The organism is Acinetobacter sp. IK31, from assembly GCF_035615195.1.
Classification (GTDB): domain Bacteria; phylum Pseudomonadota; class Gammaproteobacteria; order Pseudomonadales; family Moraxellaceae; genus Acinetobacter; species Acinetobacter calcoaceticus_C.
This window is the reverse complement of record NZ_JANBOB010000030.1, coordinates 87,097-104,751: the sequence shown is the minus strand read 5'-3', so window position 1 is coordinate 104,751 and position 17,655 is coordinate 87,097. Positions and strand designations below refer to the sequence as shown.

Sequence of the window (17,655 nt, the reverse complement as noted above, 5' to 3'; positions counted from 1 at the left end):
GGCAAAAACTTACAGTTGTAGGTTAAAAAATAATCAAAAGTGTAACAAAATATTAAATTTGTGCATATTGTGATCTATTTAACAAAAATATTTATTGACTTTTACATAACTTATAAAAAAGCTAGCCTATCGGCTAGCCACTTCAGTGCCTAATAACCATACAGCAGTCGCATACATACGGCTTTTATTATAGGTCGTAATTACTTGAAAATTCGGGTAAGTTAAATAGTAAATTGGACCGTTATAGTCTTGTAATTGAATAACATTCACCATATCCAGATCATCAATTTTAACTAAAGGATTTAAGGGTGAAATCCCTAGTGTCTTTAATGCACCATATGGAAAAGGCTGAGTTAAATCTTTAGCAATAATACTTTCCGGATTTGATCCCGTGTAACGTGCCATAAAGCCGATAGGTTGATCGCGTTGCCATCCTTGTTTTGCTAAGTAGTTTGCGATTGAACCAATTGCATCTTCCGCAGAGTTTCTTAAGTCGATATGCCCATTACCGTCATAATCGACCCCATATTTACTAATATTGCTCGGCATAAATTGTGGATAGCCAATTGCACCTGCGTATGAACCTACAATACTATTTGTTGGGTAGCCTTCTTTATAAGTCCATGCAATAAGGGCAGCTAGCTCATCACCAAAATATTCAGCGCGGCGAGGGTAGCCAAAAGCAAGTGTGGCTAAGGCATCACGTGTAATAAAAGAACCTTTATTCGCGCCATAACCTGTCTCAACACCCAAAATACCTAAAATGACAGCCTGAGGTACACCATATTGTTGTTCAGCACGGTTTAAAGCATCTGTATATTGGTTTTTGAAACGGACACCACGTTGAATTGTTCCTTCAACCAAAAACATAGAACGATAGTCATACCAAGGTTTACTTTCACCTGGTCGAGTCATAATATTTAGAATATTTGGTAAATTTTTTGCACCATTCATGGCCGCATCAACCTGATCGCCACTTAACCCATAAGCGCTCATGGTTTTTTGTTTAAAATTTACATAATCAGGATGTGTTGCAAAATCGTTGGCCTGAGCGAAATGACTTGTACTGATTAAACCAGTACACAAAGCGAGCATTTTTAAAGTTTTATTTAAGTGTTGAGACAACATATCGTTTTTAAATTCCAGATTATCGATGTGTATGAATGGACATGACTAAACCAAAAGTGGCCATTAAAGTAATAATAGCTGTTCCGCCATAACTCATAAAAGGTAAAGGAACACCTACTACAGGTAAAATACCACTGACCATTCCCGCATTTACAAATACATAAACAAAAAAAGACAAACCAAAGGCGCCAGCAACTAAACGTCCATAGTTATGGAAGCTTTGTAAACCGATTTGGAATGTTCTAAAAATAATAGCAAAATAAAGAATAACTAAAATAAGTACACCGATGAGCCCAAATTCTTCGGAATACGCAGCAATAATAAAGTCGGTATGACCTTCGGGTAAAAAGTGCAAATGTGATTGAGTTCCTTCAAGAAATCCTTTACCTGAAAAACCACCAGAACCAATTGCAGTTTTAGATTGAATAATATTCCAACCTGTACCGAGCGCATCTGCCTCTGGATCAAGCAACGTTAAAACCCTTTGACGTTGATAGTCGTGTAAAAGAAATTCCCAAGCAATCGGAATAATGACCGCAGCACAAGCTCCTGCGGCACCGATCATACGCCATGATAGTCCACTTAAAAATAAGACAAATATGCCACTTGCTAGCACCAACACTGAGGTCCCTAAATCTGGTTGTTCTGCAATTAATAAAAAAGGAATACCAATTAACATTAATGATAAAACAACTTGTGAAAAGCTAGGGGGAAGGGGTTTTCGTGCTAAGAACCATGCAACCATCATGGGCATGCCGATTTTCATGAACTCACTGGGTTGGACACTTCCGACACCGGGAATATCAATCCAGCGCTGAGCACCCATTCGGACTTCACCAAACACCATGACTGCCACAAGTGAAAATAAGCCAAACAAATAAAAATATGGTGAAAAAGCTTGATAGACCTTGGGCGGAATTTGGGCTAGACCAAACATAACTAAAAAGCCAATACCAAAACTCATGGCTTGTTTACTCACTAACCCCACATCCTGTGCAGAAGCACTATATAGTACGGTTAAACCTAATAAAGCATTTAAGAGCAGAAATAGGCATAACCAAGGGTCAACATGGAGTTGTTGCCACTTTGATGGTTGCATAGCGGTGCTAAGACCATCTCGAGGAGCTTGGCGTAAAAATTTATATTGTGGGCTAGGAGACATGCGGCGTTAACTAAGGTCAATCAGTGCTTGGCGCATGCTAACATAAACTTGGTTAATGGCAATGTATATCAATATTTTGCAATAAAAAAACCTAGCTCGCGCTAGGTTTTCGATAGTCTATTTTTTATTAGTTAAAGAATAGGCCATCATGGTATTCAGCCATCGCTTTCAGTTCAGTGCGATTTAAGCTTGGAATCAGTTTATCGATTGCAATGTGAACAGCTTTTGTTACGGCTGCTGCACCAATGTCGGCTGCTTTACGCTTGATCATGCCAAGGTCTAATGTTTTATTAAAATCAGACATGAAGTGTTTGATCATGGCATCGCCGAATTGTTTATATAATTCAGCTAAAGCGGCTTTATTAATATCATTGCCAGCTTCAAGCTCAGCAAAGTTATGCTTAAGGTTAGTCACTAAACCTGCATCTAAATTTACGCCTACTTTATATTGGCCTTGTGGGTCTTTAAATAAGCTTTTTTCAGAAAATTCTACTGACTGTTTAACCACATCATTTGGCGCTTTGCTTAATAATTGCTTTAAAAGAACAGCAACAGTTGATTTGACATAGCCTGCTAGTTTTTCGGCAGTATCACGTTTTTCACTTGCAGGGAAATGCTGAACTAACTTAATTAAGACATTATTAATAATTTCTTCATTCAGTTGTAAAGCAATCTTATCGCGAAGTGGATATAAAGGTTCACTAGAATTTTTATTCGCAATTCCAGTTTGCATATCGTTTAATAAGCCTTCAGAAGGGGTAAAACCAAAAAACGGCATGGTGTATCCTCAAATTATTCGTTTTATTGTCGTGCCAATCGAATCGGTTTTGGCATCCATGAAAGATCCGATACTCGGCAGGGGTTAATATCAAGTCCGCCGCGACGAGTATAAGTTGCATAAACCATCAGCTTTTCAGGCTCTAGATTTTGCCAAATATCGGCAAATATCTGCTCGACACACTGTTCGTGAAAGCCGTTATGCTGACGGTACGAGATAATATAAGCTAAAACACTACGATAACAAGGTTTTTTGCCTTTAAAACGGATAAAAACTGTACCCCAATCAGGCTGTCCCGTGACTGGGCAGTTACTTCTCAAAAGATGAGAATACAATTCAATTTCAACTTCTTCACCAGTCTCATCTCGTTTTAAAAGGGTCGCATCTGGATGTTGTTCTAAACGTTCTGGAGCAAGGTCATCGATACAAATGCCTTGAGGTTTAGAAATCTCTAAATCATCAACCTGAAATAGGGTTAACTCAACTTTTGCACCCGCTGCCGCCGATAGGTCTTTTTCAACAGTTTCAATGAAGATTTGTTTAGAATCAAACTGAGTGAAATTAAGACTATTGAAGTAAAGTTTTAATGATTTTGACTCAATTAAATTTGGCGAAGAAGCGGGCAGTGTAATTCTGCCAATTGCAACTTGCGGAATAGCATGAGCATTTAACCATGAGATTTCAAAAACATGCCACCAATCTTTACCTTGGGTAATGCCTTCAATATGCGAGTAGCTTTCACGAGACTGAGCACGGGCAATTGGAAATAAAACATCAGGTTGATAATTAGTTGGATATTGGGTTTCTTTCCCCAATAAGGATTGTTCGACACTCATTCACGCATTCCTGAACCACGAGCAAGTAAATAGTAAGCAATTCCGTAAAGTAGAACACAGCATGATGTCACAATGATTAAAGAGAATGAAACATTCACATCACTATGACCTAAAATGCCGAAACGGAAAGCATTAACCATATAAACAATAGGATTAATTAAAGAAAGTTTTTGCCAAAAAGGACCAAGTGCACTAATGGCATAAAACACACCACCTAAATAGGTTAAAGGTGTAAGAACAAAGGTTGGAATAATAGAAATATCATCAAATGATTTTGCATAGACTGCATTAATAAAACCACCTAATGAGAAAAGAACCGAAGTAATTAAGACTGTATATATAGTTACGAACCAGTTATGTATGAAAAGGTCAGTAAAGAACATGCTCATTGCAGTCACAATTGTACCAACCAATACCCCACGGCAAATACCACCAATCACATAGCCCCACAAAATAATATGTAGTGGCACAGGACTCATGATGAGTTCTTCAATGCTTTTTTGGAATTTTACGCTAAAGAAACTGGAAGACACGTTGGCATAACTATTAGTAATGACAGCCATCATAATTAAGCCAGGCACAATAAATTGCATATAGCTCACGCCACCCATTTGTCCAATGCGTGAACCAACCAAATTACCAAAAATGACGAAGTACAAACTCATTGTAATTGCCGGTGGTAATAAGGTTTGTGGCCAAATGCGTAGAAAACGGCGTACTTCTTTACGAACGATGGTCCAGAGAGCAATTTGCAGTTGGCTAAAATTCATTTTGCCTCTCCTTCAAGATTTTTCTCGACCATTTTGACAAATAATTCTTCTAAACGGTTCGATTTATTACGCATACTATGAACACGAATACCTTGAGATTCTAATAGCTGGAATAGGTCATTCAATGTATGTGCTCTATCCATCGTTACTTCTAAAGTATTGCTATCAATTAAGTTGAACTTGACACCAATAATGTTTAACTGGAGCGGCCCAATCGGTTCGGCTAAATCGAAGATAAATGACTCTTCATTGAGCTGATTCAGGAAGCTCTTCATGCTGGTGTCTTCTTTAATTACACCGCGGTCAATAATCGCAATGCGACGACACAACATTTCTGCTTCTTCTAAATAGTGAGTCGTTAAAATAATAGAAGTACCGCTTTCGTTCATTTCGGTCAGAAAATCCCACATAGAACGGCGTAATTCGATATCTACACCCGCAGTAGGTTCATCTAGAATAAGAAGTTTAGGCTCATGCATCATGGCACGGGCAATCATCAGACGACGCTTCATTCCACCAGACAGCATACGCGCTTGTATATTACGTTTTTCCCACAGACCGAGTTTTTCTAAATAATGTTCGGCACGTTTTTCTGCAATCTTTTTATGGATACCGTAATAGCCAGCTTGAGTGACTAAAATATCGAATGTTTTTTCAAACTGACCAAAGTTAAATTCTTGAGGAACGACGCCAAGCTGCTGTTTTGCTAGGGATGGGTGAGTGTCAAGATTATGCCCAAAAATCTCAACTGTTCCTGAGGTTTTTTTCGTGAGCGAGCTGATAATACCAATGGTTGTTGATTTGCCGGCACCATTTGGGCCTAACAACGCATAAAATTCACCTTCAGGCACAGTGAGGTTAATACCTTTTAACGCCTGAAAACCATTACGATATGTTTTGGACAAATCTCTTAAAACCAAAGCATCAGTCATGAAATTCTCACATTATGAAAGAGGGGTATATTTTGAGCGATAATGATTAATAAACCAAGTAAAATAGTCGGAATTTTATAAAATTAAGATAAATTTAGAAATTATTATATAAAAGCTGGTGCGCCCGGCGGGGATCGAACCCACGACCCCAGGTTTCGGAAACCTGTACTCTATCCAACTGAGCTACGAGCGCATGCTGGGGCACATCATAGGAAAAAAACACTTGCAGGTAAAGCATGAAATACATGCAAAATGAGTTTAATGCTTAATTAAACAGCATTTTCTTTAATATTTATATGCTTTGTTGAATAAGCCGAATTGAATAGTTAATTGTATGCAAGGCGTGGGCAAGTTGATTAGGAGAAATACGTGATTCCTGTAAACTGGTAATCCATTGTATTTGGCATATTTTAAGCTCTTGTATTGTTGTAATTTTCTCTATTTTTAAAATAAGCGGTTTAGTCATAAGCCCACAATGTTCGGCAAGTGTTTTTATCATTAACTGTTGTATTTCTTCGAAAGAAAGAGTCTGAGAAGGAGTTGCTGGTTGAAAATATGTAGTAGAGGACTGATCTAAAGTTTTTGCTCGGAAAGCTGGATTTCTTCAACAAGATGCGGAGAATGTGGTATAGAGCTATCAACAGATTCTTTTTGATTTTCTTCTACTTTATTTATTACTAATGTTTTAAAAATAATTTCTTCACCAGTAGATGTTTCGGTAGAAGCAATTGGGGCAATAAGTTGTAACTCAATAAGCTGTTGAATCAGTTCTGGAGATGCAATACGCTTTTTAAATTCACCATTTAAGTTTTGAAAATCTTCATGGTCTATTAATAGTAATAAACGTCTTTGTTTTGCATTTAAAACAATATTGCGTTGTTGAAGCGCAACTCTTCCCAAATTGGTTCTATAAAAACCAGCCATTACTTTTCCCCAATATAAAAAATAAATCAGACTGTTCAATCTTCTGAGTCGAACAGTACTGTTTTTAATAAAATATAAATGGGGTTAACAATAAAACCTAAAAATGACAATATGATGAATAATCTATAAATATCATTTGGTTAAATTATTAAAAGGCACTTTCTAATGCTTTGCGAAGATAGACATCAAGCTCATCTTGGCGTAATAACCATTGAATATAGTCTTTAGGAAGTTCAGCAATTGCTGTGCCTTTATGTTTACCAAAGTTAACCGTAGTAGGGATACGTGCTTCTTCAGAAACTCGGTAAAGCTCTTCAATATCTTGAATATTTAAATGATAGACAATATGCATCAAAATATTAGCAGTTAAAATAATATCGGCATCGGCACGGTGAGCACCTTTAAGCATTTCCCGAGCTTTACTGCTGCCTTGAGAAATCATATAGATCAGTGCTGAGATATTATGAGCTTCTGCATCTGCCCAAACTTTGCGCGCTAAAGCTAAAGTACAAATCGGTTTAATATTCGATACATCTACGCCACAACGAGCAATCGCGGCAATATCGTAATCAATATTATGACCAATAATATAAGTCGTACTTTCTGGCAATTTAAAGGTTTTATAGTGTGGCTGGTTTTCTAAATCTGTTTCTAATATGTGGTGTACTGCCATCGCAGCATAAGAGATAGGGGCACCGACCTGATAGAGCTGATCAAACAATTTGCTTTTATCTAAGGTGAGCTTGCCTCCATTAAGTTCAATCGGGGCGTACGCAATTTCAATAGGCAAACCATTTAGTGTATGAGTTTCTGTATCTAAAATAATGGCTTGCATATTTGGCCCTTCAAACAATTACGAATAGTTATGAATGGTAACAGCTGGCTATTCACTTTAAAACCTGAAGTAATATAGAAAGCAGTCTACAAGGGTAATTTAGATTAAAAAATTAGAATATTCAGTGTATATTTTCATCAAATATAACTTGCGGAAAATAAAGATTAGGCGTAATTCTTTTTAAGACATTTAAAATGTTGATTAAAAAACTAAAGCACAACAAAAATGGAATTTAAGGGATATAGCAATGAAAATGAAACTATTAATGACGAGCGTTCTTAGCACGAGTTTATTTTTAGTCGCCTGTGGAGGAGGGAGCAGTGATGATGACTCACCAATTGTTGATCCATCAGGTACTCCAAACAATAATATTCAAAATCCAGTTGTTAAAGTTGATGCTTACACAAGTACCAATTTAGGATCAGTTGCTGCTGAAAGTAGTATTTTGACTTATAAAATGTTGGGCCAAAGTGGACAAGAAGTGCAGGCAACTAGTCTAGTATTCACACCAAATACACCGCCACCAGTAGGTGGTTGGCCAATTGTGGTTTGGGCACATGGAACCACAGGTGTTGCAGATGCTTGTGCGCCAAGTAAAGCCGCTTTAGCAGACAGTACAAAAGATTTAATTAGTAAATTACTTGCAGCAGGTTATGTTGTTGTAGCACCTGACTATGAAGGCTTGGGGACACCAGGAATCCACCCATTTTTAAATGTTAAAAGCGAGGCCTTTTCAATTACAGATGCTGTGGTTGCAGCGCGTAACTACTTAACACAACGTAATTTGTTAACGTCAAAAAAATGGATGACAGTAGGGCATTCACAAGGTGGGCATGCTGCGCTGGGTGCTGCGCAATATGCGAGTCGTGCGCAGCTAGACTATAAAGGTACGGTAGCGGTAGCGCCAGCCTCTAATTTGGGTTTTATTTTAATTGCTGGAGAGCAATCTGTTGCGAATGCAACCTTGGATAAAAAGATCCCAATGTATGCACAACTTAATACATATACAGCTTTGGTTACAGCAGGGATGCGTAACACACAGCCGAGCTTTGATTATGGGCAAGTATTTACTTCGCAAATCTCAGGTATTGCAGCACAAGCAGAAACGATTTGTTCTGGACCATTGGGGCAAGCCTTTGGAGCTGACATGACAGATTATGCTACAAAACATAATGGAACACTGGATGACTACACACGCACACAGCCTAATTTTATGGCCGTACCGTTAGTTAAAACCTTTTTAGATAAAGATTCGCAGCCGCTACAAGCCAAAGTCACTACACCAATCATTATTTATCAAGGGTTGGGCGATACCACAGTACCTAAAGTAGCAACGGATATCTTGATATCTAATGCCACTGTCGTAGGTACTAAAATTAATAGTTATGTGACGGGTAACTGGGACCATGGGACAGCAATGAGTAGTAATGTGGACAACATTGTTGGCAATGTTCAAATTTTACTAACAGCGCAATAGAGCTATTGATATTTAAAGTATTTTTAACAATGTTGTAAGATAAAGTTAATGATGGGAAATTTAAAAATATAAGCTTTAAGCGAGCTTTTTAATTGATTTATAAACAATGGCTCATTTTTTATAAAACTTGAGCCATTTTTATTTAAAACTGAGCTAACTTGATTCTGTTTAATTATAAACTTCATGCTACAATATGTCGCAATCTTAGCACGGCTTAAAAGCCCTACTTATAGGACCCCCGCTAATGTTTGCCAATATTTCCATTTCTGAATTTGATCCAGAATTAGCTCAAGCAATTGCTTCTGAAGGTGAGCGTCAAGAAGCACATATCGAGTTAATTGCATCTGAAAACTATTGCTCTCCTGCTGTGATGGAAGCGCAAGGATCAAAACTTACGAACAAATATGCAGAAGGTTATCCAGGTAAACGCTATTATGGCGGTTGCGAATATGTGGATGTCATTGAGCAAATGGCGATTGATCGTGCTAAAGAACTTTTTGGTGCAGATTACGCAAACGTTCAACCACACGCTGGCTCACAAGCTAACTCTGCTGTTTATCTAGCGCTTCTTAACCCAGGCGATACTGTTTTAGGTATGAGCTTGGCTCACGGTGGTCACTTGACTCACGGTGCAAAAGTAAGCTTCTCTGGTAAAACTTATAATGCAGTTCAATACGGTCTAAACTCTGAAACAGGTGAGATCGATTATGAAGAAGTTGAACGTTTAGCATTAGAGCACAAGCCACGTATGATCGTTGCTGGTTTCTCTGCTTACAGCCGTGTTGTGGATTGGCAACGTTTCCGTGACATCGCGGACAAAGTTGACGCTTACCTGTTTGTTGATATGGCTCACGTTGCTGGTCTAGTTGCTGCTGGTGTATATCCAAACCCAGTACAAATTGCTGACGTAACAACAACTACGACTCACAAAACACTTCGTGGTCCGCGTTCTGGTTTAATCCTTGCGAAAGCGAATGAAGAAATCGAGAAAAAACTTCAATCAGCTGTATTCCCTGGTAACCAAGGTGGTCCTTTGATGCATGCGATTGCTGCTAAAGCAATCTGCTTCAAAGAAGCGATGTCTGATGACTTTAAAACTTACCAACAACAAGTTGTGAAAAATGCTCAAGCTATGGCTGAAGTATTAATCGCTCGTGGTTATGACGTTGTTTCTGGCGGTACTGACAATCACTTGTTCTTGTTATCTTTAATCAAACAAGACGTAACTGGTAAAGAAGCTGATGCTTGGTTAGGTGCTGCTCACATTACTGTTAACAAAAACTCAGTTCCAAATGACCCACGTTCTCCATTTGTGACTTCTGGTATCCGTATCGGTACTCCAGCGGTAACAACTCGTGGTTTCGGTGAAGCTGAAGTTCGTGAACTTGCTGGTTGGATTGCTGATGTAATCGACAGCAAAGGTGACGAAAAAGTTATTGCTGACGTAAAAGCGAAAGTTGAAACTGTTTGTGCAAAATTCCCTGTATATGCACAATAAGTTGTAGATATAAAAAAAGCGCCATATGGCGCTTTTTTTATATCAAGTTAATTATGTGAGAATTAACTTTTAGATTTTACCGATGACTCGGTATTATGCCATCCACCACCTAATGCGCGGATTAAATCTACACTGGCAATGACTCTACTACCATTAAGTTGAGCAGAAAGTTGCTCTTGTTGCAAAATAGTACGGTCAGAATCAATTACATCTAGATAGCTGATAGCGCCTTCTCGATAACGTAAATGTGAGAGTTGATTTGCGTGACGTGAAGAAGAGAGGGCTTGATTCTGAGCTTGAATTTGCTGATCAAGAATACGTTGATCGGACAAACCATTTTCAACTTCACGAAATGCATTCAGCACTGTTTGTCTATAATTTGCGATGCTTTCTTCATAAGCTGCTCGCGCTTGAGCAACTCCAGCTTTACGCTGCCCCCCGTCAAATAGCGGTAAAGATAAGATTGTACCCGCGACTGGACCAAGCAAAAATGTACGACTCGACCATTTGCCTAAATCACCTAAACTTGATGACTCATAGCCAAGAGCGCCTGTCAGATCTAACTTGGGGAAAAAAGCAGCGCGAGCAATGCCAATTCGGGCATTATCTGCTGCCATTGCGCGTTCTGCGGCGGCAATATCTGGCCTCCGCTCAAGTAAAGCAGAGGGTAAACCAGCTGGAAGGCGAATACTGTTTGTAGTTAATGGCTGAGCAGCTAAGCTGAAGTCAGCTGGTGTTTTCCCTAGCAATACTGCAAGCGCATGTTCTGCACTCGCTCGATTACGAGCAATATTTAATGCATTAGTTTGGGCTGTAGCCAGTTCAGTTTGTGCACGGAAAACATCTAGCTCGCTGACTAAACCATTACGAAAACGTGTTTGAACTAAGTCTCGTGTCTCGCCAAGCAGCTTAATTGTACGATTATAAATTGCTTGTTCAGCGTCTAACTGGCGTATCAGAAAATAACCTTGAGCAACATCTGCTTGTAGCGCGAGTAGAGCCGATTGATATAAAGCTTCTTGTTGCTGTACATTGGCCGTCGCTGCATTAACGCTACTGGCAATACGACCAAATAAATCAAGTTCATATGAAATATTCGCTTGCGCACGCCATAAGGTTTGTGCAGAAGTATGAGCATTTTCATCTAAACCTAATGAAGCAGGAGAAGGCTTTTGTCGTGTTGGTCCAAAGCCAGCACCAATACTAGGCAAGCGTTCTGCTTGCGCAGCCGATCTTAAAGCGCGTGAAGCCTGAATATTGGCTGCTGCGGCTTTAAGGCTCTGATTTCCAGCAATTGCTTGTTGCTCTAGTTCGTTTAACTGCGCATCATTAAAAACACGCCACCATTCGCCACGAGATTGTGCATCGGCAGGTTGAGCAATTTTCCAGTTGTTATCTTCAAGTTTTTGGTCAGATTCTTTAAATTTAACAGGAACTATGACTTTTGCAGGTTGATATTCCGGAGCCAATGAGCAGCCTGCAAGGAGCAGGCTTCCCATGACTGAGGACACTAACCATTTCTGTTTCAATGCTGTCATCAAATGTCCTCCTTAGTGATCATGTGGGTTGGCTAGTGGTGCTTCATGAACAGCGGCCGAGTGCAATTTATGTTTACTCAATGTACGAATCAGGACATAAAATGCTGGGGTCAGGAATAATCCAAACAGTGTCACGCCGATCATGCCGAAGAACACGGCAACACCCATGGCATGGCGCATTTCAGAACCGGCACCCGTAGAAGTGACTAACGGTACAACACCCATAATGAAGGCAATTGAAGTCATTAAAATTGGACGTAAACGTAGTCGACTTGCTTCAACCGCCGCTTTAAACGCAGTTGCGCCTTGCATTTCGAGTTCCCGTGCAAACTCGACAATTAAGATGGCATTTTTACAGGCCAGCCCGACCAGTACCATTAGACCAATTTGAGTAAAGATATTGTTATCTCCACCTGTCAGCCAGACACCTGTCAGAGCTGCCAAGATTCCCATTGGTACAATCAAAATCACAGCTAAAGGTAAAGTTAGACTTTCATATTGAGCTGCCAATACCAAAAATACGAGTAATACACTAATCGGGAAGACCCAAAGTCCTGCATTACCTGCCAAGATTTTTTGGTAAGTTAAATCAGTCCATTCAAACTTGATACCACGCGGCAAAGTTTGTGCGGCAATACGTTCAGCAGCAGCCTCGGCTTGGCTAGATGAATAGCCCGGTGCAGGACCGCCGTTAATATCAGCTGATGTGTAGCCGTTATAACGAACTACCATTTCAGGACCATAAGTCTGAGTTACATTCACCAATGAAGATAACGGTACCATTTGTCCGGCACTGTTGCGGGTTTTAAGCTGCAAAATATCTTCAGGATTAGCACGGAAAGGTGCATCGGCTTGTGCTCGAACCTGATAAACACGTCCAAAGCGGTTAAAGTCGTTAACGTACTGAGAACCTAAATAAATCTGCATGGTATTGAAGACATCGGTTACAGCGACACCTTGCTGCTTAGCTTTAACACGATCTAAATCTACATTAAGTTGAGGCACATTAATTTGATAACTTGAGAACATTGGACCAAGTTCAGGGGCTGATTGTGCTGCTTTCATAAAGTTTTGAGCAGCATCATTCAAGGCTGAATAGCCTAAGGCACCTCTGTCTTCAAGTTGGAGTTTAAAGCCGCCCATGGTACCTAAACCCATTACCGGTGGCGGTGGGAAAACTGCAATATAAGCATCTTGAATTGCTGAATATTTCTGGTTGAGAGCGCCTGCAATTGCATTTGCAGATAAGTCTTTAGCCTTGCGTTCATCAAATGGTTTTAATGTCACAAAGACAATACCAGCGCTTGAACTGTTGGTAAAACCGTTAATGGATAGGCCAGGGAAGGCAACCGCACTTTCTACACCAGGTTGTTTAAGTGCAGCGTCACTCATTTTACGAATAACAGCTTCGGTACGGTCTAAAGATGCACCATTAGGTAGTTGGGCAAAGCTAATTAAATATTGTTTATCTTGTGCCGGTACGAAACCACCAGGGACAATATAAGAAATGCCTATTGTTAACCCAAGAAGAGCAGCATAGACACCCATTGCCGATGCTTTATGAGTTATCACACGGCTCACGCCCTGACTGTAACGATCAGAAGTGCGCGAAAATACGCGGTTAAACAGTGTAAAGAAACGTCCGAACACACGGTTCATAATGCGAGTTAATGCATCAGGTTTGGCATCATGTCCTTTAAGTAACATAGCCGCCAAAGCTGGGGAAAGTGTAAGCGAGTTAAATGCCGAAATGACTGTTGAAATAGCAATAGTCATAGCAAATTGTTTATAAAACTGGCCTGTTAAACCTGTCATAAAGGCAAGTGGAACAAACACAGCAACAAGAGTTAAAGCAATCGCAATAATTGGCCCACTTACTTCTCGCATAGCACGATAGGTCGCGTCTCTTGGGCTTAAACCAGCTTCAATATTCCTCTCGACATTTTCAACGACCACAATCGCGTCATCGACTACAATTCCGATGGCAAGTACCATCCCAAACAGTGACAGTGCATTGATGGAATAACCAAAGGCAAGCATAAGTGCAAATGTACCAATAATAGAAACTGGTACTGCAAGCAATGGAATGATAGAGGCACGCCATGTTTGTAAGAATAAAATCACAACTAAAACGACAAGTGCGATGGCTTCAAGCAGGGTATGAACAACTGCTTTAATACTTGCACGAACGAATTGAGTTGGGTCGTAAACAATGTCGTATTTAATGGAAGATGGAAAATCTTTTGAAAGTTCCTTCATTGTGCTGCGCACTTGATCAGAAACTTGTAAAGCGTTAGCACCCGGTGCTTGGAAAATTGGAATCGCAACAGCTTGTTTATTATCTAACAATGAACGCAAGCCATATTGTGAGGCTGCAAGTTCAACACGAGCAACATCACCCAAGCGGGTGACCGCGCCATCGGGTGCAGTTTTTAAGATGATATCTGCGAACTCTTGCTCAGTCGTTAAACGACCTTGAGCATTGACTGAAAGTTGCACAGGTGAATTAGTTGGTGCGGCACCAATCGTACCTGCTGCAACCTGAATGTTTTGTTCACGGATTGCATTCACAATTTCAGTGGCTGTGAGGTTACGTTGTGCTACTTTTTGTGGGTCGAGCCACACACGCATAGCGTAGTCACCCGAACCAAATAAGCCAACTTCACCTACGCCTTGTAAACGTGCCAGACGGTCTTTTACGTTGAGTACGGCATAGTTACGTAAATAAGTCATATCATAGCGGTTATCTGGTGAAGTCAGATGCACAACCATAGTTAATGTGGGTGAGCTTTTTAGAGTTGTTACCCCTAAGCGCTGTACGTCTTCGGGTAAACGTGGCAGTGCCTGAGACACCCGGTTTTGAACCAGTTGTTGGGCTTTGTCCGGGTCGATACCGAGTTTGAAGTTCACCGTAATGGTTAAGTTGCCGTCACTGTTGGCCTGTGACTGCATATACAGCATGTCTTCTACGCCATTGATCGATTCTTCAAGTGGAGAGGCAACAGTTTCAGCAATGACTTTTGGGTTTGCACCTGGATATTGAGCACGGACTACCACAGAAGGCGGAACAACTTCTGGGTATTCTGAAATCGGTAGCTGAAATACTGAAAGTAAACCAGCAAGTAGAAGTAATACTGATAGCACACCTGCAAAGATTGGCCGATCAATAAAAAATTTAGAAATATTCATATTTTATTAACCTTTTGCCGGAGTTGATGTTTTTTCTGTTGGCTGAGGTTGAGGCGTGTTTGTGTTTACAGTAATTTGTGCATTCGGCATTGGAACGAGATGCGGCGTAACAGGGTCACCGGGTCGAATACGTTGTAGACCATTCACCACTACACGGTCACCCGCTTGTAAACCGCTATTGATAATTTGTAAGCCATCTTGCTGTGTACCAAGCTTCACTTCGCGATAAGCCGTTTGATTTTTAGCATCGACAACCACAACAAAACGTTTATCTTGATCGACCCCAATAGCTGTTGGACTAATCAGAATTGCTGAACGAGGTTGGCCACCACCAAGACGAATTCGAGCATATAAGCCAGGAAGTAAAACCCCATTTGGATTATCGAAAGTCGCACGAACACGAATCGTACCTGAGGTTGTATCTAGGTTATTGTCGATTGAGTTGATGGTTCCCTCACGAGAAAATCCAGTTTCATTGGCAAGTCCCATATAGACTGGTACTTGTGTTGAATTGCGCTGATTGCTGATGTATTTGAGGTAGGTTTGTTCATCAACATCGAAAGATGCATAGAGTCGGGATACAGACACTAAACTTGTTAAAACTTGTGCTCCGTTACCAGCAGAAACCACGTTGCCCACGGTCACTTCCGCACGAGAAATTCGGCCGCTGACTGGTGCAGTAATACGTGTGTATTCCAGATTTAAGCGTGCAGATTGAACGGCTGCTCTGGCTGCTTGTAGGTTAGCACTGGCTGAACGCGCATCATTTTCTGCCAGATCCAGCTCTTGGCGTGATACAGCATTACTTTGGATTAGACGCTGAATACGGGAAAGATTGGTTGCTGTATAGGTGACTTGCGCTTCGGCTGAAGCAAGTTGAGCTTTTGCACGATTCAGTTCTGCTTCGAAAGGACGTGGGTCAATGGTAAAAAGTAAATCGCCTTTTCTAACCAGACTACCATCTTTGAAGTGTACGGCAATGAGTTTTCCTGAAACCTGAGGCCGAATATCAACTTGATCAATAGCTTCTAAGCGACCGGAATATTCTTGCCAATCGGTAATGGTTTTGCTGATGACATTAGAAATATCAACAGTAGCAGCTTGTTGGGCTGTGGTCGGTGCAGCTTTTGCATCGGCATTTTTATGTAAAAACATAAAACTGCCACCCGTTGCCAAAATGGCGACAAAGATGGCAGACAGCGCGAACTGTTTGCGAGAAAATGACATGAGGTGCTCCTACTTATTTGGATACCTGTTTTCAGACTTTTAGTTATGGTCCGTATGGGAGAAACAGGGTTTATGGAATGAACGGAGCATAAAAGTTTGTCAATCACGAATAAATATATTAAATTCGATAACACTATTCGTATTTTTATAACAATTGATGTGTTTGAATTAAAAAATGCATTGATAGGAGTGTGCGTGTGGATCTATTTCATGCCATGAAAGTATTTAACAAAGTTGTCGAAACAAATAGTTTCAGTTTAGCGGCTGACAGTTTAGGCCTACCGCGTGCTTCTGTGACGACAACCATTCAGGGTTTAGAGAAACATTTACAAGTTCGGTTATTGAACCGAACCACCCGTAAACTCAGTTTGACACCCGATGGCGCGGTTTATTATGAACGTTCTGCACGAATTTTAGCCGATGTTGAAGATGTCGAATCGAATTTTCATGATTCGGAACGTGGGCCACGAGGACGACTACGCATTGATGTTAAAGCCTCGATTGGGCGGCTGATTCTCATTCCGATGCTTTGTGATTTTCATGCCAAGTATCCCGATATTGATTTGGTGATTGGAATGAGTGATCGCCCAGTCGATTTGGTGCAAGATGCGGTGGACTGTGTTATTCGTATTGGTCAGTTAAAAGATTCAAGTTTAGTTGCCCGTCGTATCGGAACAATTCAGTGTGTGACCGTTGCTGCACCTCGTTACTTGGCGGAACATGGCGAACCGCAAACCATTGATGATCTGCAAAAACATCAGGTCGTGCATTACTTTAATAGTCGTACCGGACGTAATATCGACTGGGATTTTATGGTTGATGATGAGATTCATAGCGTTGGCGTGAAAGGGCGCGTTTCTGTCAACGATGGTGATTCATATGTTGATTTGGCTGTACAGGGTTTTGGCTTAATTCAGTGCCCATATTATATGGTGGCGAAACATCTGGAGGATGGCACACTTAAGGAAGTGCTGACTGAATGGTTGCCAGCACCCATGCCAATTTCAGTCGTATATCTACAAAACCGTCATTTATCGCCTAAAGTTCGTGTGTTTGTTGATTGGGTTGCCGAATTATTTGCAGGTTGTCCATTGTTGAGTGGTTGCTCAATGATATGGGATCAGAAATGTGAATTTGCCAGTGCCAAAGAACATAACCATGAATATACCATTCGGACATTGGTCGAAAATGAAAATATGGCAGAAGCTTATACACTCAAAAATTAACTTCTCAGTTTGAGTAATTTTTCAACATTTAATCGGTTAATAAGATCTGCTGTTTTGACATCTTCCTGATTCTTTAACTTATGGTATAAAAATTGCAATTATTTCGGCAGAAGAGTAAGTTTGAAATACTCAAGT

The 17,655-nt window shown here is 40.4% G+C and carries 14 protein-coding genes, 1 tRNA gene and 1 pseudogene; 3 read left to right on the top strand and 13 right to left on the bottom strand.

The window, feature by feature from the left end:
• Positions 1-126 precede the first annotated feature (126 nt).
• From mltB to MSG66_RS13945, 9 genes and pseudogenes are all read right to left on the bottom strand, one after another.
• Entirely contained in the window at positions 127-1,128 is a 1,002-nt protein-coding gene (mltB, locus tag MSG66_RS13985) for a lytic murein transglycosylase B (RefSeq protein WP_262474313.1), read from the bottom strand.
• Between the two features lie 19 nt (positions 1,129-1,147).
• Positions 1,148-2,290, bottom strand: coding sequence for a rod shape-determining protein RodA (gene rodA, locus MSG66_RS13980; protein ID WP_042897214.1), 1,143 nt, complete (start codon positions 2,288-2,290; stop codon positions 1,148-1,150).
• A gap of 127 nt (positions 2,291-2,417) precedes the next feature.
• Positions 2,418-3,068, bottom strand: coding sequence for a hypothetical protein (locus tag MSG66_RS13975; protein WP_003650645.1), 651 nt, complete (start codon positions 3,066-3,068; stop codon positions 2,418-2,420).
• Positions 3,069-3,091: 23 nt separating this feature from the next.
• Positions 3,092-3,904, bottom strand: coding sequence for an NADPH-dependent 7-cyano-7-deazaguanine reductase QueF (gene queF / locus MSG66_RS13970; RefSeq protein WP_324654421.1), 813 nt, complete (start codon positions 3,902-3,904; stop codon positions 3,092-3,094).
• A complete protein-coding gene (locus tag MSG66_RS13965; protein ID WP_262474307.1) occupies positions 3,901-4,674 on the bottom strand; it encodes an ABC transporter permease in 774 nt (257 codons plus the stop codon). Before MSG66_RS13965 ends, queF begins: the two co-directional genes overlap by 4 nt.
• Entirely contained in the window at positions 4,671-5,606 is a 936-nt protein-coding gene (locus tag MSG66_RS13960) for an ABC transporter ATP-binding protein (protein WP_003650650.1), read from the bottom strand. The genes MSG66_RS13965 and MSG66_RS13960 overlap by 4 nt, the downstream gene beginning before the upstream one ends.
• Positions 5,607-5,722: 116 nt before the next feature.
• Positions 5,723-5,799 (bottom strand) — tRNA-Arg (locus MSG66_RS13955).
• Positions 5,800-5,898: 99 nt separating this feature from the next.
• Positions 5,899-6,530: pseudogene (locus tag MSG66_RS13950) on the bottom strand (hypothetical protein).
• 148 nt (positions 6,531-6,678) lie between these two features.
• Positions 6,679-7,365, bottom strand: a complete 687-nt coding sequence (locus MSG66_RS13945; protein ID WP_133972490.1) for a 3'-5' exonuclease — start codon at positions 7,363-7,365, stop codon at positions 6,679-6,681.
• Between the two features lie 247 nt (positions 7,366-7,612).
• Between MSG66_RS13945 and MSG66_RS13940 the strand changes: the two genes are divergently transcribed.
• Complete coding sequence (locus MSG66_RS13940) at positions 7,613-8,842, top strand: alpha/beta hydrolase (RefSeq protein ID WP_133972492.1); 1,230 nt, start codon at positions 7,613-7,615, stop codon at positions 8,840-8,842.
• Positions 8,843-8,865: 23 nt separating this feature from the next.
• On the opposite strand, the gene MSG66_RS13935 is transcribed toward MSG66_RS13940, so the two are convergent.
• Positions 8,866-9,027 (bottom strand): hypothetical protein, encoded by a 162-nt coding sequence (locus MSG66_RS13935; protein ID WP_133972494.1) that lies wholly within the window; start codon positions 9,025-9,027, stop codon positions 8,866-8,868.
• Positions 9,028-9,086: 59 nt separating this feature from the next.
• Here MSG66_RS13935 and glyA point away from each other — a divergent pair, with 59 nt between their 5' ends.
• A complete protein-coding gene (gene glyA / locus MSG66_RS13930) occupies positions 9,087-10,340 on the top strand; it encodes a serine hydroxymethyltransferase (RefSeq protein WP_324654420.1) in 1,254 nt (417 codons plus the stop codon).
• A gap of 62 nt (positions 10,341-10,402) precedes the next feature.
• On the opposite strand, the gene MSG66_RS13925 is transcribed toward glyA, so the two are convergent.
• Genes MSG66_RS13925 through MSG66_RS13915 form a run of 3 tightly spaced genes read right to left on the bottom strand, consistent with a single transcriptional unit; the run spans position 10,403 to position 16,294 of the window.
• Positions 10,403-11,878, bottom strand: coding sequence for an efflux transporter outer membrane subunit (locus tag MSG66_RS13925; RefSeq protein ID WP_324654419.1), 1,476 nt, complete (start codon positions 11,876-11,878; stop codon positions 10,403-10,405).
• A 12-nt stretch (positions 11,879-11,890) separates the two neighbouring features.
• On the bottom strand, positions 11,891-15,067 hold the full coding sequence (gene adeG, locus MSG66_RS13920) for a multidrug efflux RND transporter permease subunit AdeG (protein ID WP_324654418.1): 3,177 nt from the start codon (positions 15,065-15,067) through the stop codon (positions 11,891-11,893).
• A 6-nt stretch (positions 15,068-15,073) separates the two neighbouring features.
• Positions 15,074-16,294: an efflux RND transporter periplasmic adaptor subunit gene (locus MSG66_RS13915; protein ID WP_262474295.1), complete on the bottom strand. Its 1,221-nt coding sequence runs from the start codon at positions 16,292-16,294 to the stop codon at positions 15,074-15,076.
• Positions 16,295-16,491: 197 nt separating this feature from the next.
• Here MSG66_RS13915 and MSG66_RS13910 point away from each other — a divergent pair, with 197 nt between their 5' ends.
• The gene (locus MSG66_RS13910) at positions 16,492-17,520 is read left to right on the top strand and encodes a LysR family transcriptional regulator (RefSeq protein ID WP_324654417.1); all 1,029 of its coding nucleotides are present in this window, start codon (positions 16,492-16,494) and stop codon (positions 17,518-17,520) included.
• Positions 17,521-17,655: the final 135 nt, after the last annotated feature.